This is a genomic window from Brevundimonas sp. (assembly GCF_030704825.1).
GTDB lineage: Bacteria > Pseudomonadota > Alphaproteobacteria > Caulobacterales > Caulobacteraceae > Brevundimonas.
Map to the genome: position 1 here is coordinate 1 of NZ_JAUYNX010000035.1, position 23543 is coordinate 23543.

22 protein-coding genes and 1 pseudogene are annotated in these 23543 nt (G+C 69.3%); 17 read left to right on the forward strand and 6 right to left on the reverse strand.

Translation table 11 applies throughout. The features are described 5' to 3' along the window. The 3 genes and pseudogenes from Q8Q71_RS15170 to Q8Q71_RS15180 form a co-directional block, all read right to left on the reverse strand. Positions 1-142 (reverse strand): annotated as a pseudogene (locus Q8Q71_RS15170) (5-aminolevulinate synthase); the annotation flags it as partial. Between the two features lie 108 nt (positions 143-250). Further along, complete coding sequence (gene fixJ, locus Q8Q71_RS15175) at positions 251-856, reverse strand: response regulator FixJ (RefSeq protein WP_305760438.1); 606 nt, start codon at positions 854-856, stop codon at positions 251-253. Next, the gene (locus Q8Q71_RS15180; protein WP_305760439.1) at positions 846-2366 is read right to left on the reverse strand and encodes a sensor histidine kinase; all 1521 of its coding nucleotides are present in this window, start codon (positions 2364-2366) and stop codon (positions 846-848) included. The genes fixJ and Q8Q71_RS15180 overlap by 11 nt, the downstream gene beginning before the upstream one ends. A gap of 115 nt (positions 2367-2481) precedes the next feature. On the opposite strand from Q8Q71_RS15180, the gene Q8Q71_RS15185 reads away from it, so the two are divergent. The 12 genes from Q8Q71_RS15185 (at position 2482) to Q8Q71_RS15240 (ending at position 15936) form a co-directional block, all read left to right on the forward strand. Next, positions 2482-3171, forward strand: a complete 690-nt coding sequence (locus Q8Q71_RS15185) for an alternative oxidase (RefSeq protein WP_305760440.1) — start codon at positions 2482-2484, stop codon at positions 3169-3171. Positions 3172-3197: 26 nt separating this feature from the next. Continuing rightward, complete coding sequence (hemN, locus tag Q8Q71_RS15190) at positions 3198-4562, forward strand: oxygen-independent coproporphyrinogen III oxidase (RefSeq protein ID WP_305760441.1); 1365 nt, start codon at positions 3198-3200, stop codon at positions 4560-4562. A gap of 133 nt (positions 4563-4695) precedes the next feature. Beyond that, positions 4696-6978, forward strand: a complete 2283-nt coding sequence (locus Q8Q71_RS15195) for a nitric-oxide reductase large subunit (RefSeq protein WP_305760442.1) — start codon at positions 4696-4698, stop codon at positions 6976-6978. Between the two features lie 73 nt (positions 6979-7051). After that, on the forward strand, positions 7052-8233 hold the full coding sequence (locus Q8Q71_RS15200) for an NnrS family protein (protein WP_305760443.1): 1182 nt from the start codon (positions 7052-7054) through the stop codon (positions 8231-8233). Positions 8234-8283: 50 nt separating this feature from the next. Further along, entirely contained in the window at positions 8284-8733 is a 450-nt protein-coding gene (locus Q8Q71_RS15205; RefSeq protein ID WP_305760444.1) for a YbaN family protein, read from the forward strand. 65 nt (positions 8734-8798) lie between these two features. Next, the gene (locus Q8Q71_RS15210) at positions 8799-10571 is read left to right on the forward strand and encodes a pyridoxal-dependent decarboxylase (RefSeq protein WP_305760445.1); all 1773 of its coding nucleotides are present in this window, start codon (positions 8799-8801) and stop codon (positions 10569-10571) included. 80 nt (positions 10572-10651) lie between these two features. Beyond that, positions 10652-11119 carry an SCP2 domain-containing protein gene (locus Q8Q71_RS15215; RefSeq protein WP_305760446.1) on the forward strand — a complete coding sequence of 156 codons (468 nt, stop codon included), beginning with the start codon at positions 10652-10654 and terminating at the stop codon, positions 11117-11119. Position 11120: 1 nt separating this feature from the next. Further along, positions 11121-12113 carry a peptidase U32 family protein gene (locus Q8Q71_RS15220; protein WP_305760447.1) on the forward strand — a complete coding sequence of 331 codons (993 nt, stop codon included), beginning with the start codon at positions 11121-11123 and terminating at the stop codon, positions 12111-12113. Beyond that, positions 12110-13015: a U32 family peptidase gene (locus tag Q8Q71_RS15225; RefSeq protein ID WP_305760448.1), complete on the forward strand. Its 906-nt coding sequence runs from the start codon at positions 12110-12112 to the stop codon at positions 13013-13015. Before Q8Q71_RS15220 ends, Q8Q71_RS15225 begins: the two co-directional genes overlap by 4 nt. After that, entirely contained in the window at positions 13012-13362 is a 351-nt protein-coding gene (locus Q8Q71_RS15230) for a chorismate mutase (RefSeq protein ID WP_305760449.1), read from the forward strand. Before Q8Q71_RS15225 ends, Q8Q71_RS15230 begins: the two co-directional genes overlap by 4 nt. 257 nt (positions 13363-13619) lie before the next feature. Further along, the gene (gene nirK, locus Q8Q71_RS15235; protein ID WP_305760450.1) at positions 13620-14660 is read left to right on the forward strand and encodes a copper-containing nitrite reductase; all 1041 of its coding nucleotides are present in this window, start codon (positions 13620-13622) and stop codon (positions 14658-14660) included. Positions 14661-14733: 73 nt separating this feature from the next. Beyond that, on the forward strand, positions 14734-15936 hold the full coding sequence (locus tag Q8Q71_RS15240; protein WP_305760451.1) for a hypothetical protein: 1203 nt from the start codon (positions 14734-14736) through the stop codon (positions 15934-15936). A gap of 36 nt (positions 15937-15972) precedes the next feature. On the opposite strand, the gene Q8Q71_RS15245 is transcribed toward Q8Q71_RS15240, so the two are convergent. After that, positions 15973-18204 carry an adenosylcobalamin-dependent ribonucleoside-diphosphate reductase gene (locus Q8Q71_RS15245; protein WP_305760452.1) on the reverse strand — a complete coding sequence of 744 codons (2232 nt, stop codon included), beginning with the start codon at positions 18202-18204 and terminating at the stop codon, positions 15973-15975. Positions 18205-18317: 113 nt separating this feature from the next. Here Q8Q71_RS15245 and Q8Q71_RS15250 point away from each other — a divergent pair, with 113 nt between their 5' ends. Next, positions 18318-18956, forward strand: coding sequence for a hemerythrin domain-containing protein (locus tag Q8Q71_RS15250; RefSeq protein WP_305760453.1), 639 nt, complete (start codon positions 18318-18320; stop codon positions 18954-18956). Between the two features lie 84 nt (positions 18957-19040). Then, positions 19041-19466, forward strand: coding sequence for a pseudoazurin (locus tag Q8Q71_RS15255; RefSeq protein ID WP_305760454.1), 426 nt, complete (start codon positions 19041-19043; stop codon positions 19464-19466). 74 nt (positions 19467-19540) lie between these two features. Here Q8Q71_RS15255 and Q8Q71_RS15260 read toward each other — a convergent pair whose 3' ends face one another. Next, the gene (locus Q8Q71_RS15260; RefSeq protein WP_305760455.1) at positions 19541-20278 is read right to left on the reverse strand and encodes a Crp/Fnr family transcriptional regulator; all 738 of its coding nucleotides are present in this window, start codon (positions 20276-20278) and stop codon (positions 19541-19543) included. 122 nt (positions 20279-20400) lie between these two features. Between Q8Q71_RS15260 and Q8Q71_RS15265 the strand changes: the two genes are divergently transcribed. Next, positions 20401-21087, forward strand: coding sequence for a helix-turn-helix domain-containing protein (locus Q8Q71_RS15265; RefSeq protein ID WP_305760456.1), 687 nt, complete (start codon positions 20401-20403; stop codon positions 21085-21087). Next, positions 21084-21473: a response regulator transcription factor gene (locus tag Q8Q71_RS15270; RefSeq protein ID WP_305760457.1), complete on the forward strand. Its 390-nt coding sequence runs from the start codon at positions 21084-21086 to the stop codon at positions 21471-21473. The genes Q8Q71_RS15265 and Q8Q71_RS15270 overlap by 4 nt, the downstream gene beginning before the upstream one ends. A 19-nt stretch (positions 21474-21492) precedes the next feature. Here Q8Q71_RS15270 and Q8Q71_RS15275 read toward each other — a convergent pair whose 3' ends face one another. Continuing rightward, positions 21493-21762 carry a hypothetical protein gene (locus tag Q8Q71_RS15275; RefSeq protein ID WP_305760458.1) on the reverse strand — a complete coding sequence of 90 codons (270 nt, stop codon included), beginning with the start codon at positions 21760-21762 and terminating at the stop codon, positions 21493-21495. 289 nt (positions 21763-22051) lie between these two features. Here Q8Q71_RS15275 and ccoN point away from each other — a divergent pair, with 289 nt between their 5' ends. Beyond that, the gene (ccoN, locus tag Q8Q71_RS15280) at positions 22052-23539 is read left to right on the forward strand and encodes a cytochrome-c oxidase, cbb3-type subunit I (protein ID WP_371315975.1); all 1488 of its coding nucleotides are present in this window, start codon (positions 22052-22054) and stop codon (positions 23537-23539) included. Positions 23540-23543: the final 4 nt, after the last annotated feature.

Here is a 23543-nt window from a genome sequence, read left to right on the forward strand (position 1 = left end):
CCTGCTCGGACCCGTCCTCGCGCCGGCGGATCGCCTTCGGAAACTGGCCGCGCACGCGCTTCAGATCGGCGAAGACGCGATAGCGCCCCTCGCCCTTGACCTGCTCCACGGCGGTCCGGAATGCGGCCTTGTAGTCGTACATCAGGATGGATCCCGTGGCGGTCGAACCTTCTCCTCCCACCGCCGACCGTCCGCGTCACCTCCGGTAAACCCCTGACGCCGGGCTGCGACAGGGTCGTCCGTCCGCGGCCTACTGGGCCAGGATGGTCATCCGGACCAACTCCGACAGGCTGCGCGCCTGCATCTTGGTCATGACATTGGCGCGATAGACCTCGACCGTGCGGGGACTGATCTCCAGGTCGTAGGCGATCACCTTGTTGGCGCGGCCAGCGACCAGACCCTCGAGCACCTGACGCTCGCGGGTAGACAGGGAGGCGAGGCGGTCGCGGACCTCGGCGTCCTGTCCCTCGCGCTCGGCGGTTCCGGCAAGGTCGGCGAGAGCCGAGCGGATCGAGGACAGCAGGGCCTCGTCGTCGAAGGGTTTTTCGATGAAGTCCTTGACCCCGGCCCGGACGGCCTCGATCGCCAGCGGCACGTCGGCATGGCCGGTCATGACGATGACCGGGTGCCGTACCCCCATTTCGGACAGCCGTCGGACCATCTCCAGCCCGTTCATATCCGGCATGCGGACGTCGGTGACGATGCAGCCCGGGGCCAGGGTGTCGGCCTGGGCCAGCAGGGCCGCGGCCGATTCGTAGGTCCTGGACACCAGATCCGCCGTATCCAGCAGGAAGGCCAGGGAATCCCGGATCGCGGGATCGTCGTCGACCACGTGGACGATCGGCTCATTCGCCATCGTAGAGTTCCTCCTCGCCTACAGAACGCAGCGTAAAGCAGAATCGGGTGCCGCCGCCCGGATTCGGCTCCACCCAGATCCGGCCGCCGTGGGCCTCGATGATGGTGCGCGAAATCGACAGGCCGACGCCCATGCCCGTTCGCTTGGTGGTGACGAACGGCTGGAACAGCTGATCGGCGATGTCCGGACTGATGCCAGAACCGGTGTCGGCCACGGTGACCAGGGCGTATTCGTCCGCAGCGGGGTCGAGACGGATTTCGAGCACCTTCCGCTTCGCCTCCTCCATCGCCTCGATCGCATTGCGGATCAGGTTCAGCACCACTTGCTGGACCTGGACCTTGTCCGCCAGCACCAGATCGATCTCGGGTGAAAAGCGGAACAACACGCGGATGCCGTGTTCCTTGGCCCCGACCAGGGCCAGGGCGCTGGCCTCCTCAATCAGCTTGGGCAGGCTTTCCACCCGCCGTTCAGCCTCGCCGCGGGCGACGAAATCGCGCAGGCGCCGGATGATGTCGCCAGCCCTCAGCGCCTGGTCGCCGGCCTTCTGGATGGCGTCCCGCAAGCGCTCCCGGGCGATGGTTTCGGCGTCAAGCAGGCGCAGCGAACCCTTGAGATAGTTGGCCATGGCCGACAGCGGCTGGTTCAACTCGTGCGCCAGGGCGGAGGCCATCTCGCCCATGGCGGTGAGGCGGGAGATGTGGACCAGTTCGGATTGCAACTCCTGAAGCCGCTGTTCGGTCTGCTGACGCTCACTGAGGTCGCGGACGAAGCCGGTGAAGAAGCGCTGGTCCCCGGAGATCATCTCTCCGACCGCCAGCTCCATCGGGAAGGTGGATCCGTCCTTGCGCTCGCCGACCACCACGCGGCCGACGCCGATGATCCGCCGCTCGCCGGTGGTCAGATAGCGGTCGAGGTAGCCGTCGTGCTGTTCGCGATAGGGTTCGGGCATCAGCATCCTGACGTTCTGCCCGATCACCTCCTCGGGGGTCCAGCCGAACAGCCGTTCGGCGGCGTCGCTGAAGGACTGCATGATCCCGCGTTCGGTGATGACGATCATCGCGTCCGGAATCGTGGCCAGAATCGACTGCAGGTGCGCCTCGCGCGCCCTCAGGTCGCGGTTCACCGTTACGGCCCGCGACCGCATGTTCTGGAACGCCTCGCCTCCGGCGGCGATCACCAGGCCCAGAAAAAGGAAGACGGCGATACTGGCGAAGTCGCCAGCGTTCAGCGCGCCGACCGACCAGGTGACGTACATGCCGCAGGCGAGGCCGAGCACCGTCGCCAGCGCGCCCGGCATCACGCCTCCCAGGGCCGCGGCCACGACGACGGCGGGGACGAAGAAGAGAAGCGTCAGCCGGTGTTCGAGCCACGGGATCAGGGCCAGGCGCAGCGTCAGGCCTCCCGCCGCGCCGAGGATTGCGGCCGTCAGGCCCGCGCCGGTGTGTCGGCTGGCCAGCATCCAGTTCCAGGCCGTGCGGACATCAAGCGTGTTCGTGGGGGTCGTGATCATCGTCGCCTCCGCAACACCCCGTAGGTGAAACACCCGAATTTCGCCAGTCGCGGGCGGCGGCTACTTCACCGGCATCGGGCCGCGGGCCCCAGTTCTCCAGCTTACGGAAGCCGCCATGATCGCTCCCCTCGTCGACCTGTCCGTCCACCACGCGCCCAGGGGCCTGTCCGACCGCACCGCCTGGGGCTTTGTCAAGGCGTTGCGCTTCTTCGCCGACACCTTCTTCGCCAAGCGCTACGGCCACCGCGCCGTGGTGCTGGAAACCGTCGCCGCCGTGCCCGGCATGGTCGGCGCGACCCTGAACCACCTGAAGGCGCTGCGCCGGATGCAGGACGACAACGGCTGGATCCGCACCCTGATGGACGAGGCCGAGAACGAGCGGATGCACCTGATGACCTTCATCGAGGTGGCGCGGCCGTCGCTGTTCGAGCGCTTCATGGTTATCGCCGTGCAGTGGGTCTTCTACCTGTTCTTCTTCGGCCTCTATCTGGTGTCCGCGAAGACGGCGCACCGGGTGGTCGGCTATTTCGAGGAAGAGGCCGTCATCAGCTATACCCACTACCTCGCCGAAATCGACGAGGGCCGCAGCCCGAACGTGGCCGCGCCGACGATCGCCCGCCACTACTGGAACCTGCCGGCCGACGCCACCCTGCGCGATGTGGTGCTGGTGGTCCGCGCCGACGAAGCTCACCACCGCGACGTCAACCACGGCTTCGCCAACGAACTGGCCGGCGCCGCGCCGATCGCCATCGCGCCCTGCCCGCCGCACGTCGAACTGCAGCCCGCATGGAAGGCGGCGGCCTAGCGACGAACGACAGACCAGGTTCCCGCATGACGCTCCGCACCCTTCCGCCCGCCTGGCGCCCCCACGCCGAGCGCAACCTGCCGCGTTACACCAGCTATCCGACGGCGGTCGCCTTCGAGACCGCCGCCGGGGAGGCGGAGGCGCGGGAGTGGCTGGGAAACACCCGCGCGGACCAGACCATCTCGGCCTATGTCCATGTGCCCTTCTGCCGGCGGCTCTGCTGGTATTGCGGCTGCCACACCAGCGTCTTCCACGAGTACGACCGGGTCCGGGCCTTCTTCCAGACGCTGATGCTGGAAGTGGATCTGTGGGCCGGCGCCATCGGTCCGCACGCCGGCGCCGCCCACCTGCATTTCGGCGGCGGCAGTCCGAACGCCCTGTCGCCCGACGACTTCCTGGCCCTGGTCCGGCACATGGCGGACCGCTTCGCCCTGCGCCCCGGCGCCGAAGTCGCGGCCGAACTCGATCCCGGCATGCTGACTGAGGCCTTCATCGACGCCTGCGGGGAGGCCGGGGTGACCCGGGTCAGCCTCGGCGTCCAGACCTTCGATCCCGACGTCCAGGCGAAGGTCAACCGCATCCAGCCGTTCGATATGGTCGCCGCCGCCAACGACCGGCTGCGCAAGGCCGGGGTTTCCGCGATCAATTTCGACCTGATGTACGGCCTGCCGGGCCAGACACCGGAGAATGTCGCGACGTCCACCGTGGCGGCCGTCGCCCTGCGCCCGGACCGGGTGGCCGTGTTCGGCTACGCCCATGTGCCGTGGATGAAGAAGCATCAGGTGATGATCCGGGAGGCCGACCTCGCGGACGGCGACGGCCGCTGGGCCCAGGCCGAGGCCGCCGACGAGACGCTGCGCGCGGCGGGCTATGTCCGCATCGGCCTTGATCACTACGCCCTGCCCGACGATCCGCTGGCCGTCGCGGCGGCATCGGGGAGATTGCGCCGCAATTTCCAGGGCTACACCGACGATCCGGCTCCCGTGCTGGTCCCGATCGGACCATCCTCGATCGGGCGGTTCGCCGAGGGCTTCGTGCAGAACGCCGCGGCGACCGACGTCTGGGGCCGGGAGGTCGAGGCGGGCCGTCTGCCCGTCGCGCGCCGGCTGGCCGTCGGCGCCGAGGACGAACTGCGAGCCAGCGTGATCGAGCGCCTCATGTGCGATCTGACCGTCGATGTCGCGGAGGTCTGCCGGGCGCACGGCTTCGCCGACGCGACGCTGGACGGCTCGATCGTGGCCGCGGGCCGGTTGCAGGCCGACGGCCTGTGCGTGGTCTCCGGCCGGACCATCGGAATCCCCGCCGAAGCCCACCGCGTCATGCGCGTGGTCGCGGCCTGTTTCGACGCCCGTCTGCCGGCCGCCGCGAGCCGGCACGCGCGGGCCGTGTGACCTCCGGGACATCCCGCACTGGGGGAAGCCCGGAGTTTGTCGGCCGACAACGTCCCGGCACCCTGTTCGACGGAATGGAAGCTTCAACTGGCCGGACCCGGGGCATCCCGCACGGCCGCAAGGATACCGCGAGATGACAACCAAGAGACTTTGGATCGTCCTCGCCCTGATCATGGCGACTTCGTTCGCCGTGCTGGGGATGATGGGGCGGGAGATCAACCGGCAGGCGCCGCCCATACCGGCGCAGGTCGTGGACACCTCGGGACGCGTTCTGCTCACCCGCGAGGACATCCAGACCGGTCAACTGGCCTGGCAGTCCATGGGCGGCCAGCAGGTCGGCTCGGTCTGGGGCCACGGCGGCTATGTGGCGCCGGACTGGTCGGCCGACCAGCTGCACCGCGAGACGATGGCCCTGCTGGAGATGTGGTCGCAGCGCGACTTCGGCCAGTCGTGGGTCAGCCTCGACGAGGAGCGGCAGGCGGCCTTGAAGGCCCGGGTCAAGCGCGAGATGCGCACCAATACCTATGATCCGGCCACCGACACCATCACGGTCTCGGCCGACCGGGCCGCGGCCATGCGCGAGGTCAAGGCGCACTATGTCGCCCTGTTCAGCGACGACCCCGCGCTGGAATCGCTGCGCGAGCAGTACGCCGTCGCCAACAACGCCGTGCCGGACATCAGCCGCCGCAACCAGATCGCCGCCTTCTACTGGTGGGCCAGCTGGGGCGCCGGCACGCAGCGTCCGAACGACGTCATCACCTACACCTCCAACTGGCCGCACGAGCCGCTGATCGACAATGTGCCGACCCCGGCCAACATCGTCTGGTCGGTGGCCAGCGTCCTGCTGCTGATCCTCGGCGTCGCCGCCCTGGTTTTCTGGCACGCGCGACAGCCGAAGGACGAGCATCTCGAACCGCCCACGGCCGATCCGCTGTTGGGCATGAAGCCGACGCCCTCGATGAAGGCGGCGGGCAAGTATTTCCTGACCGTGATCGCCCTGTTCCTGCTGCAGGTCGGGCTCGGCGCCATCACCGCCCACTATGCGGTCGAGGGCCACGACTTCTACGGCATTCCGATCTCGGAATGGATTCCCTACGCCGTGACCCGCACCTGGCACACCCAGCTGGCGGTGTTCTGGATCGCCACGGCCTGGCTGGGCACGGGCCTCTACATCGCCCCCATCGTCTCGGGCAAGGAGCCCCGGTTCCAGGCCCTCGGGGTCAATATCCTCTGGGCCGCGCTCGTCTTCGTCGTCCTCGGCTCGATGGCCGGCGAATGGTTCGGCGTGCAGCAGATCTTCGACCTCGACACCAACTGGTGGTTCGGCCACCAGGGCTGGGAATACATCGACCTGGGCCGCTTCTGGCAGAGCCTGCTGTTCGTCGGCCTGCTGCTCTGGCTGCTGCTGGTCACCCGCGCCCTGTGGCCCGCCCTGAAGGAGAAGTCCCAGGCCAAACCCGTTCTGGTGATCCTGTTCCTGTCGACGGTGGCGATCGCCCTGTTCTACGCGGCCGGATTCATGTGGGGCAAACACACCCACATCAGCATGGTCGAATACTGGCGCTGGTGGGTGGTCCACCTGTGGGTCGAGGGCTTCTTCGAAGTGTTCGCCACGGCGGTGATCAGCCTGCTGTTCGTCCGCCTCGGCCTGGTCCGGCCGATGGTCGCCAATGTCGCGGTCGTGTTCGGCACCATCGTCTTCATGACCGGCGGCGTGCTGGGCACCGCCCACCACTGGTATTTCGCCGGCACGCCCACCTCGGTGATGGCCATCGGCTCGGTGTTCTCGGCCCTTGAAGTCGTGCCGCTGGCCCTGGTCGGCTTCGAGGCCTTTGAGAACTGGCGGCACACCAAGGCCGCGCCGTGGGTCAAGGCCTACAAGTGGCCGATCCTGTTCTTCGTGGCCGTCGGCTTCTGGAACCTGCTCGGCGCCGGCGTCTTCGGCTTCATGATCAACCCGCCGCTGGCCCTCTATTACATCCAGGGGCTCAACACGACGGCGACCCACGCCCACGCGGCCCTGTTCGGGGTCTACGGGATGCTGGGCATCGGCCTGCTGCTGTTCTGCTTCCGCAGCCTGGCCCGGCGCGAGGCGTGGAGCGACACGCTGCTGGCCTGGACCTTCTGGCTGCTGAACATCGGCCTGGCGATGATGCTGTTCCTGTCGCTGCTGCCCATCGGGGTGGTGCAGGCCTTCGCCAGCATCGAGCACGGCATGTGGTACGCGCGCTCTCCGGCGGTGCTTCATTCGCCGCTGGTCCAGACCCTGGTGTGGATGCGCGTTCCTGGCGACGTGGTGTTCGGGGCGGGGGCCGTCACCCTGGCGATCTTCGCCGCGCGGCTGGTGATCGGGGGGCTCAAGCCGAAATCGGTCTCCGAGCCCATGGCCAGTCCGGCGGCGCTGCCGGCCGAGTAACGGGCCGCCAGCGTGTCGGGCGGGGAGGGGCTCGCCTCTCCCCGCCCTTTCTTTTCCAGAGGATGCTTTTCCCGTGGCCACGACAGCCCAGTCCATCCGGCGGTATTCCGGCCCATCCCTGTTCAGTTTCGGCTTCCGGCCCTTCTTCCTGTTCTCGGCGGCGTGGGCCGCCCTCGCTGTCCCCGTCTGGGTGGCGTCGATGACCCTGGGCGACGGGACGGTCGGCGGCATGGACGGCCGTCTCTGGCATATCCACGAGATGCTGTTCGGCTACCTGGCCGGGGTCATCGCCGGCTTTCTGCTGACGGCCGTGCCCAATTGGACCGGTCGCCTGCCGGTCACGGGCCTGAAGCTGGCGGGCCTGTTCGCCCTCTGGGCAGCGGGCCGTGCGGCGGGCTTCCTTCCGGCGTCGATGGCCGTTCCCGGGGCCGTGATCGACAGCGCCTTTCTGGTCGTCTTCGCCGGCCTGATCTGGCGCGAGGTGCTGGCGGCGAAGAACCGGCGCAATCTGCCGGTCTGCCTGCTGGTGTCCGTGCTGGCCGCCGCCAACATCGCCTTCCACCTGCGGGACCAGATCCCGCTGTTCGGTCCGGGCGGCGAGCGGGCCGCCGTCGCCGTGGTCACAGGCCTGATCGCCCTGATCGGCGGCCGGGTGACCCCCAGCTTCACCCAGAACTGGACCCAGACCCAGGGGCTCCCGAAGGGGCCGACCGCTTTCAACCGGTTCGACGCCGGCGTGCTGGCCGTGACCGGCATGGCGCTGATCGCCTGGGTCGCGGCTCCGCTGTCGCCGTTCACCGGCGCGGCCCTGGTCATCGCCGGCGCCGCCAATCTGGTCCGGCTGGCGCGCTGGCGCGGCTGGCTGGCGCGGCGGGAGGCGCTCGTCTGGATCCTGCACCTCGGCTATGCGTGGCTGGGCCTCGGGCTGATCCTGCTGGGACTAGCCGCCCTGGTTCCGGACGCCGTCCCGTTCACTGCCGGCGTCCACGCCCTGACCACCGGGGCGATGGGCGTCGAGACCCTGGCCATCATGACCCGGGCCACGCGGGGTCATACCGGCCGGCCGCGAGTCGCAGACCGTTCGACGACGGCCATCTATCTGCTGATCCTGTCAGCAGCCGTGGTGCGGGTGTCGGCTCCCTTCCTGACCGAATGGACCGCAGTCCTGCTGGCGGTTTCGGCGACGCTCTGGGCCCTGGCCTTCGCGGGCTTCGTCGCCGCCTACGGGCCGATGCTGTGGCGGCGGTCGCTGTGACTTTGCGCCCGCGCAAGGCGGCGGCGGCCGAGTCGTGCGACCAATCCGGCATGATCCGTTTCGCCACCAACGGCTGTGACCCGGCGATGTGTCCGACCGACCTGTCCTGTCACGGGGAGTGTCATTGCTCCCCCTCCGCGCCTCGCGGCGACCGGCTGATGCTGCAGGCGCTCGGGCTGGGGGCCGCGGCCCTGGCCGTCGCCGGCGTGGCCCTGCCGCTTCTGCCGACGACGCCCTTCGTTCTCCTGTCGGCCTGGGCGTTCGCGCGGTCGTCGCCGCGCCTCGAGGCATGGCTGCGGGATCACCCCCGGCTCGGTCCGCCGTTGAAGGCCTGGGAGGAGCGTCGCGCCATCCCGCGCGGGGCCAAGGCCGTAGCCGTGGCCAGCCTGCCGCTCAGCGGCCTGCTGGTTCACGCGTCAGGGGCCGGCCTGGCCGTCACCGCGGCGGTGGGGGTCGCGCTGGCCTGCGTGGGCGGCTGGATCCTGACCCGACCGTCCTGAGCGGGGCTTGCGCGCCGACAACGACGACCCGACGGAGCCGCGCCATCCATCCCGCAGGAGATCCCATGAACTCATCCCACGCCGCCGTCGTCGCCGGCGCCTACTTCCCCGGCCCCCGTTCGGAAAACGAGACCTGGGTGCGGGGCGAGTTCCAGGCGGTGCTGGATCAATGGTTCGACTGGCGCAAGGGCCTGTTCGCCGACGACCCGTGTCTGGTCGGGCCCGCGGACCGGCTGTCGCCCGAGCGGCTCGAGCGGCGCGAGGTCCTGTCCCGCGAACTGGCCGAATTGTGCGAGGCGCTGACGGCCGAGACCCCCACCTACACCCCCCGCTACATCGGCCATATGAAGGCCGAGGTGTCCCTGCCCGCCCTGCTGGGCTGGCTGGCCGCCATGCTGCACAATCCCAACAACACCTCGCGCGAGGCCAGCAAGGTCGGCACGGTGATCGAGACCGAGGCCATCGCCATGCTGGCCGCCATGGTCGGCTATGACCCGGCTCAGGCCGAGGGCCATTTCACCTCCGGCGGCACGGTCGCAAATTTCGAAGCCGTCTGGCGGGCCCGCTACCGGCTCGACCACTGGCTCAGCCTCGGTCTCTACATCGCCGAAAAGACCGGCGAACCCCTCGACGTCTTCGCCTCGGCGCATATGGGCTGGGACCGGTTCCGCCAGCTCTGGGACGAGCATGGGCTGACCGACGCCGTGCTGCGCCGCTACAGCGGCGCCGTCGGCGTGCCGGCCGCCATCTGGCTGCGGATCGGCCGGGCGTCCGGCCGGGACTACCTGGGCCCGGTGCTGCTTGTCCCGGGCAACAAACACTATTCGTGGTCCAAGGCCGCCAATCTGTTCGGCCTCGGCGAGGAGTCGCTGTGGGCGGTCGATCTCGACGCTGAAGGTCGGCTCGACGTCGACGATCTGGAGCGGCTGATCCGGCGGGCGGAGGCCGCGGGCCGCCCCGTGCTGATGGCGGTCGGCGTGGCCGGGACCACCGAGACGGGCGAGATTGACCCGATCGACGTCCTGCACGACCGGCTGGAGCGCTGGGAAGCCGAGCGAGGCATGCACATCTGGCGGCATGTGGACGCGGCCTATGGCGGCTTCCTGTGCGCCATTCTGGGCGGGCCGGACGAGGGTGTGCTCACCCCCGCCAGCGTCGCCGCGCTGCGGGCCATCGGCCGCGCGGACTCCGTGACCATCGACCCGCACAAGCTGGGCTACGTCCCCTACGCCTGCGGGGCCTTCCTGACCCGGGACACCGTCCGCTACGCGGTTTCGGCCTTCGACGCCCCCTATCTGGACCGGCCGGAGCTCGGCGACGGCAAATGGTCGTCGACCCTGGAGGGGTCGCGGTCGGCGGCCGGCGCGGCGGCGGTCTGGCTGAGCGGCCGCACCATGGGTTTCGGCCCGCCGGGACTGGGGGCGCTGCTCGCCGAGACGGTGCGGGCGCGGCAGGCGTTCGAGGCCGCCCTCGGCGCCGCCGTGCCGAACGTCCGCTTCCTCGAGCCCGCGGACGCCAACATCGTCTGCTTCTCCGTGGCCTTGCCGGGCGAGTCCCTGGCCGGCGCCAACCGCCGCACCACGGCGCTGTTCGACCGGATCCACCACTCGCCGGAATTCTCGGTTTCGAAGACGACCCTCGGCCCCGACTATGCGGCGGCGATCGCCCGCCATGTCGATGGCTTCGGCGGCGTCGTCGACGCTCCCGGGATGGTGCTGGTCCGCTGCGTATTCATGAACCCCTACTGGGCGGCCCCGGCGTTCCGCGCCGCCCTGTTCCCGCCGTTCATCGCCCTGGTGCGCCAGTGCCTCGGGGACGGCCTGGAGGCGGCGGCGTGACCGGCTCGGGAGCGGGCTGGCGGTCCGGAGGGACAAGGCGCGCCGCATTCGCGCGGAGCAAGGCCGCCGCCGGCGTCCTGATGGCCCTGCGCGATCCGGTGGAGCGTCTCCTGACCCTCGCCCTGCGCCGGGTGGCGCGGCGGCGGCCCGATGTGTTCGACCGCCTCGGCGAGGCCGGCGACGTGATCTTCATCGTCGCGCCGACCGATTTTCCGGTGGCCTTCCGTCTGCGGCCCGGTCGCGGATATGGCGATGTCCAGGTGGTGCGGGACGACGACGCGGCGCCCCACGCCGCCCGGATATCCGGTCCGCTGCTGACCCTTGTGGCGCTGTTCGACGGTCGTTGCGACGCCGACTCGGCCTTCTTCTCCAGACGCATCCGCGTCGATGGCGACACGCGGGCGGTGGTCGCCCTGCACAATACGCTGGAGGCCGCCGAACTGACCCTCGCCGACCTGCTGGGCGTCGGGCCGCCCTTCCGCGACCGGCTGAACGCGGGCCTCGCCCGGGCGCTGGACCGGCTGCATCCGGCCGGGGCGGAGGCCTGAGATGGGGTCGATCGAACTGGTGTGCCCGGCGGGGTCTCCCGCCATGCTGAGGGCGGCGGTCGAGGCGGGCGCCGACAGCGTCTATTGCGGCCTGCGGGACGACACCAACGCCCGCAACTTCCCGGGCCTGAACTTCTCGCCGGCCGAGCTGACGGACAGCGTGGCCTGGGCCCATGACCACGGAGCCAAGGTGCTGCTGGCGGTCAACACCTTCGCCCGGGCCGGAGCCGGCGACCGCTGGCGCGCCTCGGTCGACGCGGCGGCGGGAACCGGCGTGGACGCGGTCATCGTCGCCGACCTCGGCGTGCTGGCGCACGCCCGGGAGGCCCACCCGGACCTGCGCCTGCACCTGTCGGTCCAGGCGGCCGCGGGTTCGCCCGAGGCCATCGCCTTCTACGCCGAGGCCTATGGGGTGAAGCGGGTGGTGCTGCCGCGCGTCCTCAGCGTCGAGGAGATCGCCGCCCTGATGCGCGAGATCGCGGTGGAGACCGAAGCCTTCGTGTTCGGCGGCCTGTGCGTCATGGCCGAGGGCCGCTGCGCCCTGTCGTCCTACGTCACCGGCCGGTCGCCCAACCTCAGCGGCGTCTGCTCGCCGCCCGAGTCGGTGACCTACACCGAGGAGGAGGGGGCGCTCGTATCGCGCCTCGGCGGACTGGCGTTGGACCGCTACGCGCCGGGCGAGCCGGCCGGCTATCCGACCCTGTGCAAGGGCCGGTTCGATGTCGGGGGCGGCCTGTCCTACCTGTTCGAGGATCCGGTCAGCCTGAACGCCATGAGCCTGCTGGCGGCGCTGCGCCGCGCCGGCGTCACGGCGGTCAAGATCGAAGGTCGGCAGCGGGGCAAGGCCTATGTGGCGCGGGTGGCCTCTGCCTTCCGGGGGGCCATCGATGCGCTGGACCAGGGCGCCGACCCCGCGCCGTTTGAAAGCCTGCTGACCGATCTCGCCGAGGGCGGCCGCGAGACCGCCGGCGCCTACCGGAAGACCTGGCGATGACCGATCCGATCCAGCTGACCCTGGGCCCCCTGCTGTTTCACTGGGCGCCCGACCGCATCCGCGACTTCTACGCGCGGATCGCCGACGAGGCGCCGGTCGACCGCGTCTATCTGGGGGAGGTGGTGTGCGGCAAGCGCGCGCCGCTGATCGACGCGGCCCTGGCCGACGCCGCCGATCGGCTGACCGAAGCGGGCAAGACGGTGGTCTGGTCGACGCTCGGGCTTCCGGCGCTCAAGCGTGATCGCAAGGCCATCGCCGCCCTGACGGCCGAACAGGAGATGCTGATCGAGATCAACGACGTCTCGGGCCTGCGGGGCCGGACCGAGCCGTTCGTGGCCGGGCCCCTGCTCAACGTCTACAACGAGGGGGCGGCGCGCGAACTGATGACGCGCGGTTGCGTCCGGCTGTGCGCCAATGTCGAGCTGTCGCTGGAAGCCGTGTCCGCGATCGCCGCCGCCTGCCCGGGGCTGGAGATCGAGCTGTTCGCCTTCGGCCGACTGCCGCTGGCGTTGTCGGGGCGATGCTACCATGCCCGCCACCACGGCCTGCACAAGGACGCCTGCCAGTTCATCTGCGACCGCGACCCCGACGGGCTGGCGCTGAAGACGCTGGACGGGCGCGACTTCCTGGCCGTCAACGGCGTCCAGACGCTGTCGCATGGCGTGCAGTTGGTCGACGCGGCGCCGGAGGCGTTGAGGGCGGCCGGCGTCACCGCCCTGCGCCTGTCGCCGCACACCGCCGACATGGTCGCCGTGGCCAGGGCGTTCCGCGACCGGGCGGACGGCGGGATCGGCGGCGCAGAGCTTGCCGCCCGGGCGGTTGCCTCGGGCCTGCCCGGGGCGCTGGTCGGCGGCTATCTCCGCGGCGAAGCGGGACTCCAGCCCGTGGGCATGCCGTCATGACGGAGTTCGCCCGGCGGGAACTCGCCGACCTCCGCGCCGAGCTGGACGCGCTCGACCGCCATACCGTCGAGGCCCTGGCCCGGCGGCAGCGGATCGTCGAAGCCATCGCCCGGCTGAAGGGCGATCCCGCCAGGGTTCGCGATCCCGAGCGGGTCGAGGCGGTTCTGGCCAATGTGCTGCAGGCGGCCGGCGTTTCCGGACTGTCCGCGGCCATCGCCGAGCCTGTCTGGCGGCTGCTGGTCGAGCGTTGCGCCGACCATGAAGCGGCCTGGCTGCAGGCCCGGGCCGACATTCCCGGCGACAGCTGCTGCGGCTGTCAGAAGGACTCCGCCGACGCCGGCTCATGATCCCGGGGCGTCGATGTGGGGGTTTCGCGCCTCCGTATGAACCCCTAGGGAATGCTGCGAGGAGCCCGTCGACACGTTTATCTCGTCCGCCAACAAGTTGTTTTATAAGAACTTTATTCTTCAAAAATCCGGTCCGGCACGGAACCGCCGCGGCCGTCGGCCGGCCTCGCCGGAACGTTGTTCCCGCGCAAAGTCCGGCGCCGAGGCGACTCCTAGATCACTCCCATTGGGGCCGCACAGAGCTCCGGAGATTGATCATGAAACTCGTCGCCCTCCTTACCAGCGCCGCCGTCCTGGCCATGGCCGTCGCGATCCCCGGCCTCGCCTCCGCCCAGGAGGCCGGCGCCGCTCCGCCGGCTCCGGCCGCGGACATCATCCGCCGCGCCACGGACCTGCCGGGGCCGCTGAACGCCAACAGCCCGCGCCACCATGTGGTGGGGCTGGAGACCACCGAGGTCATCGGCCAGCTCGAAGACGGGACCAGCTACACCTACTGGACCTACAACAACCGCGTGCCCGGGCCCTTCATTCGCGTGCGCGTCGGCGACACGGTCGAGGTCAATATGACCAACGCCGCCGACAGCGTCATGATGCACAACGTCGACTTCCACGCCGTGACTGGTCCCGGCGGCGGGGCGGCGGCGACCAACGCCAACCCGGGCGAGACCAAATCCTTCACCTTCAAGGCCCTGCAGCCCGGCCTCTATGTCTATCACTGCGCCACGCCGATGGTCGCCCAGCACATCGCCAACGGCATGTACGGCCTGATCCTGGTCGAGCCCGAGGGCGGCCTGCCGACGGTCGACCATGAGTTCTACGTGATGCAGGGCGAGATCTACACCGAGGAAGAGCAGGGCACGCCGGGCCTGCTGACCGAGAGCGTCGGGAACCTGCTTGACGAACGGCCGACCTATTACGTCATGAACGGCGCCTTCAAGGCCCTGACCGGCGACAACGCCCTCCAGGTCGAGGTCGGAGACAGCGCCCGCATCTATTTCGGCGTCGGCGGCCCGAACAAGATCTCCAGCTTCCACGTCATCGGCGAGATTTTCGACACGGTGTACCGCGACGCCTCGCTGACCAGCGCGCCGATCACCGACGTGCAGACCGTTCTGGTGCCCCCGGGCGGCGCCACGGTGGTGGACCTGACCTTCGAGGTGCCCGGCAGCTACATCATGGTCGACCATGCCCTGAGCCGCGTCGACCGCGGCGCCGCCGGCATCATCCAGGTCACTGGACCGCAGAACCCGGAGATCTTCCGGGGCGCGCCCGAGGCCCACAACCACATGGAACACTAGCCGCCTGCATGGCGTGCGACTCGCGGCCGTCGGGGATGTCCCCGGCGGCCGTCTTTTTTGCCGGAGAGACACCATGACGATGAGACGCATCGCGGCCCTGGCCCTCGCGCTCGCGGCGGTTCCGGCGGCGGCCACGGCCCAGACGGCGGCGGACGACACGGGCGCCCGTATCCTGTTCGAGACGCGGCTGCGCAGCGAGACGGTGGATCAGCAGGGGTTCCTCGACCAGGCCCACGCCCTCACCCTCCGGGCCCGTCTGGGCTGGCGGTCGTCAACCAGGCACGGCCTGCAGCTGTTGATCGAGGGGGAGGGAGTCGCCGTGCTGGACGACCGCTACACGGCCCCGGTCGACCCGGTCCCCGGCCGTCCGGCGGTGGCCGACGGCGAGACGGTGGAGCTGAACCGGGCCCAGCTGCGATGGACCGGCTTGCCGGACACCGAGCTCACCGTCGGCCGCCAGCGGCTGGTCGTCGGCAACAGCCGGTTCGTCGGCAATGTCGGCTGGCGCCAGAACGAACAGACATTCGACGCGGTCCGGATGACCACGACGGCGCTGAAGCCCCTCACCCTGACCTGGGTATTCGCCGACCGGGTCCAGCGCCCGTTGGGACATGAGCACGCCCAGGGCGTCTGGCGGGGCGATATCCACCTGCTGCAGGCCGAGGCGGATACGCCGGTCGGCCGGTTGAGCGCGTTCGGCCTGGCCATCGATCTGGACAACGCCGCGGCGCAGTCGTCGACCACGATCGGCGCGCGGCTGGCCGGGTCGCGGACGGTGGCTGACGACCTGTCGCTGACCTGGGCCGGCGAGTATGCGGTGCAGTCCGACAACGGGGCCAATCCGGCCGACTATTCGCTGGACTTCCAGGCCGCGGCGGTCGGGCTGCAGACGCCGCTCTGGTCGGCGGGCCTGGGCCATGAACGGTTCGACGGGGACGGAATCTCGGGCTTCCAGACGCCGCTCGGCACGGGCCACGGTTTCCTCGGCTGGTCAGACGTGATCACCACCACGCCGGCCTTCGGCGTCCGCGACCTGTTCCTGCGCGGCCATCTGGGGGTCCCGGCTTGGGGCCGCACGCTTCGCCTCTCGGCCGAGGCGCACTTCTTCCACGACGCCGATGGCGATTTCGACCTGGGCCGGGAGCTGGATCTGTCGGTCGCCCTGCCGATCGACCGTCACTGGTCGGCCGAGCTGAAGGCGGCGCATTTCGAGGGCGAGCACCCGGCCTTCGGCGACGCCGACAAGGGCTGGCTGATTCTGGAATACCGCTACTGACGGGGAGGGGGCGGCGACCGCCCCCTCCGGTTCCGCCTAGCCGCATTTCGAATAACCGCACTCGAAACAGGTGTCGCAGCCTTCCTTGCGGACCAGACCGCCGGCGCCGCAACGGGGGCAGCACGCCGTGGGGCGGGCGGCGGCTTCGGCCGGCGCTAACGCCGTGTGATCGTCGTGTTCGCAGATGGCCGCGTCCCGGGCCAGGTGGCGCTCGATCACCCCGCCGATCGCCGCCAGCAGCGACGGCACATAGCGGCCGTTCAGCCAGCCGCCGCCACGCGGGTCGAACACCGCTTTCAATTCGTCCGCCACGAAGGACACGTCCCCGCCGCGCCGGAACACCGCCGAGATCATCCGGGTCAGGCCCAGGGTCCAAGCGTAGTGCTCCATGTTCTTGGAGTTGACGAAGATCTCGAACGGACGCGGGCCGTCGGGGCCCTCGACGTCGTTGAGGGTGACGTAGACCGCGTGCGGACTGTCGGGCCATTTGATCTTGTAGGTCGAGCCGGTCAGAGCCTCGGGCCGCGGGCTCAGGCGGATTTCGGCGGGCGGCGTCGGCGGGGGCGCGGCGGCCGGCGTGGCCGACAGCACCGAGCCGGTGACGGCGTTGGGCCGGTAGGTGGTCAGGCCCTTGCAGCCCAGTTTCCAGCCTTCGACATAGACGTCGGCGAAGTCGTCGAAGGCGATGTTCTCGGGGCAGTTGACGGTCTTGGAGATCGAGCTGTCGATCATCTGCTGGGCGGCGGCCTGCATGCGCAGGTGCTGGGCGGGCGTCAGGGTCTGGGCGGTGACGAAGGACCCGGCGGGCGGCGGCGCGTCGCCGTGCAGCCGTTTCCAAACGGCCAGGGCATAGTCCTCGACCGCCTCCTCGCGCTTCGAACCGTCGGGCTGAAGCACCTTGCGGGTGTAGGCGAAGGCGAACACCGGCTCGACGCCGGACGAGACATTGCCGGCCATCAGCGAGGTGGTCCCGGTCGGGGCGATCGACGTCAGGCAGCCGTTGCGCAGCCCGTGCCGCGCGATCAGGACGCGGGTCTCCTCATCGAGCTCCAGCAGGTTGGGGCGGTCCAGCACCGAGGAATCGTAGAGCGGGTAGGGACCCTTTTCGGCGGCCAGCTCGGCCGAGGCGCGATAGGCCTCGCGCTTGATGACGCCGAGCCAGCGACGGGTCGTCTCCGCCGCCGTCTCGCCGCCGTAAGGAATGCCGCAGAACACCAGGGCGTCGGCCAGGCCGGTGACGCCGAGCCCGAGGCGGCGCTTGGCGCGCGCCTCCTCGGCCTGGGCCTCCAGCGGAAAGCGCGAGACGTCGATGACGTCGTCGAGGAAGCGGATCGCCGTGCGCGTCAGTTCGCCGAGCCGTTCCTCGTCCAGCGTCGCCCCGGCTTCGAACGGGTTGTTGACCAGCCGCGCCAGATTGATCGAGCCCAGTAGACAGGCGCCGTAGGGCGGCAGCATCTGTTCGCCGCACGGGTTGCTGGCCGAAATGGTCTCGACGTCGGCGAGATTGTTCCGCTCGTTGACGCGATCGATGAAGATCACCCCCGGCTCGGCGACGTCGTAGGTAGCCTGCATGAGACGGGCCCAGAGGTCGCGCGCCGGGACGGTGCGATACGTCTCCCCGCCGAACACGAGCGGCCAGTCGGCCCCGGCTTCCAGCGCCCGCATGAAAGCGTCGGTGACCAACACCGAGACGTTGAAATTCCTCAGCCGGACCGGGTCGCGCTTGGCGTCGATGAAGGCCTCGATGTCCGGGTGGTCGATGCGCAGGCAGCCCATCATGGCGCCCCGCCGCTGGCCCGCCGACAGGATGGTGCGGCACATGGAGTCCCACACGTCCATGAAGCTGAGCGGCCCGGAGGCGTCGGCGCCGACGCCCTTCACCGGCGCGCCCGACGGGCGGATGGTGGAGAAATCCATGCCCACGCCGCCCCCCTGCTGCATGGTCACCGCGGCCTCGCGCACCGCTTCGAAGATGCCGTTCAGGTCGTCGGGCACCGTGCCCATGACGAAACAGTTGAACAGGGTCACGGCGCGGCCGGTGCCGGCCCCGGCCATGATCCGGCCCGCGGGCAGGAACTGGAAGTCGGACAGGGCCTCGGCGAACCGCTCGCGCCAGTGGCGCCTCAGCTTCGGCGGCTCGGCCTCGGCGATGGCCGCCGCCACCCGCGCCCAGGTCTGCTCGACCGTGTCGTCGCCGACGCCCTCCGCCGGCTTGAAGCGGTATTTGCTGGACCAGATGTCGGCCGCGAGCGGATTGTCGAACGCCATGGGGGAGTCTCCTTCCCCGGAAGGCTGACCGATTCCCTCCAGCGCGGGATTGTTCGGGCGCAACGACGCGACGATCCGCCCCTGCCATCGGGGCGGCTCAAGGAGATGAGTCCATGCGACCGCAATCCCCGCGTCTCGACCTGATTCCGGAAGCGGATCCGAGCGTTCTGCGGCGCTGGGGCGTCACGGATTGCGGCCGGGTCGACCGCCGTGCCCTGACCCGCAGCCTCACGCTTCTGCAGGACGACGAGGTCGCGCCTCCGGCGGACACGACCCGTCTTATCCGCCACATCCGCGATCGCTATCATCGCGCCCTTGTCGGGGTCATCGAGGACGCCGTCGCGCTGGCGACCGCCTGCGAGGCTGCGCATGGCGGCCAGGAGCTCTGGCCGCATGGCCTGTCCGACCGGCTGATGGGGATCCTCGAATCGCTCGAGCACCATCAACAGCGCGAGGACGCCGTCGTCTTCCCCATGCTGCTGGCCGAAAAGCCGCAAGCGGCCGAGGCGGCGAGGATCATGGAAGCCGAGCACGCCCGGATCCGGAACCAGCTCGACGTCGTGCTCGCCCTCACGCAAGGGTTCGAGGTCCCCGCGCAAGCCTGCGCCAAGTGGCGCGTGCTCTATGTCCTGTGCTGCAAGATCAACGTCGACGTCCGTGAACAAATGCGACTGGAGGAGCGCGAGCTGTTTTCTCCTCGCATCCGGGAATCTACGGAGGCCTCTGTTTGTTCGGACGCAATGTTTAGGTGACGGCAAAGACTAGAACAGAGCTATGGCGCGAACATCTCGCGCAGTCACTTCAAGGTCCAGGTCATGTTCCCGAAATTTCTTCCCATGGTCTGTGCGGCCGCCGCGCTGATCGCCGCCACGCCGGCCGTCGCGGGCGAACATGTCGTTCAGATGCTGAACCGCGGCGCCGGCGGCGCCATGGTCTTCTCGCCCGCCGTGGTTCAGGCGCGGCCCGGCGACACGATCCGCTTCGTGCCCACCGATCCAGGCCACAATGCCGAAACCATCGCCGGGATGATTCCGGCGGGCGCGACCGTCCAGCGGGGCCCGATGGGACGGGAGTTCGTCCTGCGCGTGACCCAGCCGGGCGTCTATGGCGTGAAATGCGCGCCGCATTACAGCATGGGCATGGTCGCACTGATCCAGGTGGGCCCGGCGAGTTCGAATCTGGAATCCGTGCGGACGGCCGTGGCGCGCACGCCGCCGCTGGCGCGTCGGCGCTTCACCGAGATGCTGACCCGGGTCCGCTGACCCTGCCCGGGGAATCCGGGGAAGGCCGGCCCGCAGGGGCCGGCCTTTCGCCATCCGCTTGAAAGAACGATGGATCAGCCGACGCCGTGTTCAGCCAGTTGGCCCAAGGCGCGAGGGTCGCGCACGATGATCCGGCGGCGGGCGCTGCCCGTGACGCCTCGCTGATCCAGGGCCGCCAAGGTCCGGCTGACCGTATGCAGGGTCGAACCGGCCATCTCGGCCAGCTCCTGGCGGGTGATCGGAAAGTCGATCTCTATGCCTTCGCTGGTCGGCCGCCCGGCCTTTTCCATCAGACGCAGGAGGGTGCGCGCGATACGTTGCTCCACCCGTTCGCCGGTCATTTCTCCCATCCGGCTCTGCAGGTCCATCAGGCGCGTTCCGGCCGCCGCCGTCGAACGCAGCCCGATTTCGGGGAATTGGCGGATGAGTTGCCGGAAGGCGGGGATGGTCCACCATATCTCGACGCTGTCGACCACCGCGACGGCGTCCGCGGGGAAGGCCTGGTTCATCAGGGCGGCGACGGTGCCGTACATCTCGCCCGGGCCGATGAAGCGCAGCACCGCCTGACCGCCGTCGGCCCGGGTCTGGACGATCTTGACCCGCCCCTCCAGCAGGCTGTGACCGCTGACGCCCGGATCGCCCTGTACAAAGATGCGGGTTCCGGCCGGGAGCCGCCGGACCGAACCCGCGGCGGCGACGGCCTGGAGCGCTTCGGCGCCCAGGCCGGCGAACATCTCCGAGCGCCTCAGGATGTCGATGTCGAAGGCGATGGGCATGGCGTGATTCTGCGAGCCGACAAGAGTGACGGCCATCCCACCAGAGCGGCCGACCACGGCGCCGTCGACTCCGGTAAACTCCCTAGGGGGCACTCCCGAATATCGGCGGAGAGGGGCCGGGCTCTAGTGTGCGGCTACAAGTTCACCGGACCGCCTCAATGCCCGCCCTCCGCATCTGCGAAATCACGGACAAGCCGATCCCCACCGCGCGTGAGGAGACGCCGGATTGCCATCTGTGCGCCGTCTTCGCCAACGCCTCGGCGGCCCCGCGGTCGCCGTTCGCGCCGGGCGAGCAGCTGTTCCGGCAAGGCGATCCGGTCCGTCTGGTCTATCGCGTGTTGAAGGGCGCGGCTGTGAGCTACCGGCTCCTCAGCGACGGTCGTCGCCAGGTCTCCGGCTTTCATCTGCCAGGAGACTTCGTCGGCCTCGAAGCCGGCGTCGAGCACGCCACCACCGCCGAAGCCCTGGGCGCCGTCCACGCCTCGGCCATCGAGCGCGCGGAGCTGGCGGAGCGGGCCGTCACGGACATGGGCCTGGCGCGCGCCCTGTGGCAGATCACCGTCCGCGCCGTCCAGCGCAGCGAGGACCACGCCCTGATCCTGGCCCGGCAGGGCGCGACCGAACGCGTCGTCGCCTTTCTGCTTGATTTCGCGGCGCGCCAGGGACACCCGGAATCCATCGACCTGCCGATGACAAGGCAGGACATCGCCGACCATGTCGGTCTGACGATCCACACCGTGTCCAGGACCCTGTCCCAGCTTCAGACCGCCGGACTGATCGAGGCCCGCTCGACCCGGCACGTGCGTCTGCTGCAACGCGGCCGCCTGGACGGCATCTGCGCGTGACCTCTGCTTCTTCCAGTCTGCCGCGCCCGGCCGTCTTCCTCGTGGACGACGACCCGGCGGTCGCGCACGCCGTGCAATTCTCCTTCGACCTGGAAGGGCTGGAGGTGAGCAGCTTCAGGGACGCGGAAAGCCTGCTGGCGTCCGGAGCGCTGCCGAAAAAGGGCTGCCTGGTTCTCGACTACCACCTGCCGGGCGCGAACGGGCTGGAGCTGCTGGACCGGCTTCGGGCGAACGACGTCCGCATGCCGGCGGTCCTGATCACCACCAATCCGCGCCCTCATCTGAGGGCGCGCGCCGCCGCGGCGGGCGTTCCGATCATCGAGAAGCCCCTGCTTACAGACGCCCTGTTGACCGCCGTGCGCAGCGCGCTCGCCCACATCGACTAGGCCGCGAGCCGCGCCGCGGTCAGCCGTGCGGCCGGGCCTGCTCCAGCGCGGAACGATCTCCAAGCAACATCATGCCAGCGGCGATGACGCCGGCTGACGCCAGCAGGCTTCCCGCCGAGGCGATGCACAGAATGCAGTGGCTGGCGGCGGGTCCGCAGAGAGCCGCGGCGCCGGCCATGTGACCGACGGCCGCGACGGCGCAGGCCGCCGCCGCGATGAACAGTGTCGCGCCGATCATGATCAGGCCGACGCCGAGCTTTCGTGAATCCTGGGTGTCGCTGTGTGGCATTTGAACCTCCGGGTCGTTTGAGCCACGATTTTCCGGCGGCGGCTTTGCGTTGGCGCAAAGCAGGGGGCGGCGAGTCGGAGCACGGAGGGAACTCTACTCACCGGGGTCCAGCCGAATGCCGACGACCGTCTCAAAGGATACCAATACGCCGGGCGACGTGGCCGCCCTGTTCCTGTTCCTGGGGGTAGCGGCGATCGTGGCCCTGCTCGCCACCGCCCTCACCGACGACGCGGCCTTTCGCTTCCATGGCTATATCCTGATGGCTGCTTCGGTCGTGGCGTTGGCCGCCATGACCATCGGCGTCGCCAACGGACGGTTCCGGTCGGATCCGGGCCGGTATGAGGACGGGGTGATCCGCGCCGGCGTGATCGCCACCATGTTCTGGGGCGTCATCGGCATGACCGTCGGTGTCTTCATCGCCGCCCAGCTGTCGTGGCCGGACATCTTCTATTTTCCGGAGCATGGCTGGCTGAATTTCGGCCGCCTGCGGCCCCTGCATACCTCCGGCGTGATCTTCGCCTTCGGCGGCAACGCCCTGATCTGCACCTCCTTCTGGGTCGTGCAGCGCACCTGCAAGGCGCGCCTGGCGGGCGGGGTCTGGCCGTGGTTCGTGTTCTGGGGCTACCAGCTGTTCATCGTCCTGGCCGCCACGGGCTATGTCTCGGGCATCACCCAGTCGCGCGAATACGCCGAGCCGGAATGGTACGTCGACATCTGGCTGACCATCGTCTGGGTCGCCTATCTGCTGGTCTTCCTGGGCACGATCTGGAAGCGCAAGGAACCCCATATCTACGTGGCCAACTGGTTCTACCTGGCCTTCATCGTCACAGTCGCCCTGCTGCACCTGGTCAACAACGCCGCCGTGCCCGTCGGTCTGCTCGAGGCGCGCAGCTATTCGGCCTTTGGCGGGGTCCAGGACGCCTTGGTCCAGTGGTGGTACGGCCACAACGCCGTGGGCTTCTTCCTGACCGCCGGCTTCCTGGCGATGATGTATTATTTCGTGCCCAAGCGGGTCGAGCGGCCGGTCTATTCCTACCGCCTGTCGATCGTCCACTTCTGGTCGCTGATCTTCATCTACATCTGGGCGGGTCCGCACCACCTGCACTACACGGCCCTGCCGCAGTGGGCGCAGACCCTGGGCATGACCTTCTCGATCATGCTCTGGATGCCGTCCTGGGGCGGGATGATCAACGGCCTGATGACCCTGTCGGGGGCCTGGGACAAGCTGCGCACCGACCCCGTCGTCCGCATGATGGTTGTGGCCATCGCCTTCTACGGCATGTCGACCTTCGAGGGGCCGCTGATGTCCATCCGGACGGTCAACGCCCTGTCGCACTACACTGACTGGACCATCGGCCACGTTCACTCCGGCGCGCTGGGCTGGGTCGGCTTCATCAGCTTCGGCGCCATCTACTGCCTCGTGCCCTGGCTGTGGAAGAAGGACCGCCTGTACTCCAACGCCCTCGTCGAGTGGCATTTCTGGATCGCGACGACCGGCATCGTTCTCTACATCACCGCGATGTGGGTCTCCGGCATCATGGAGGGCCTGATGTGGCGCGAGTACACGCCCGACGGCTTCCTGGCCAACAGCTTCATCGAGACCGTCGCCGCCAAGCATATCGAGAACGTCATCCGCACCGTCGGCGGCCTGATGTTCCTGAGCGGCACGCTCATCATGTCCTACAACCTGTGGCGTACGATCCGCATGCCGTCCTCGCGCTCCGCCGAGAACGTGCCCGCGACCCTGATCGAACCCCACCAACAGCCGGTCGGGTGAGGAT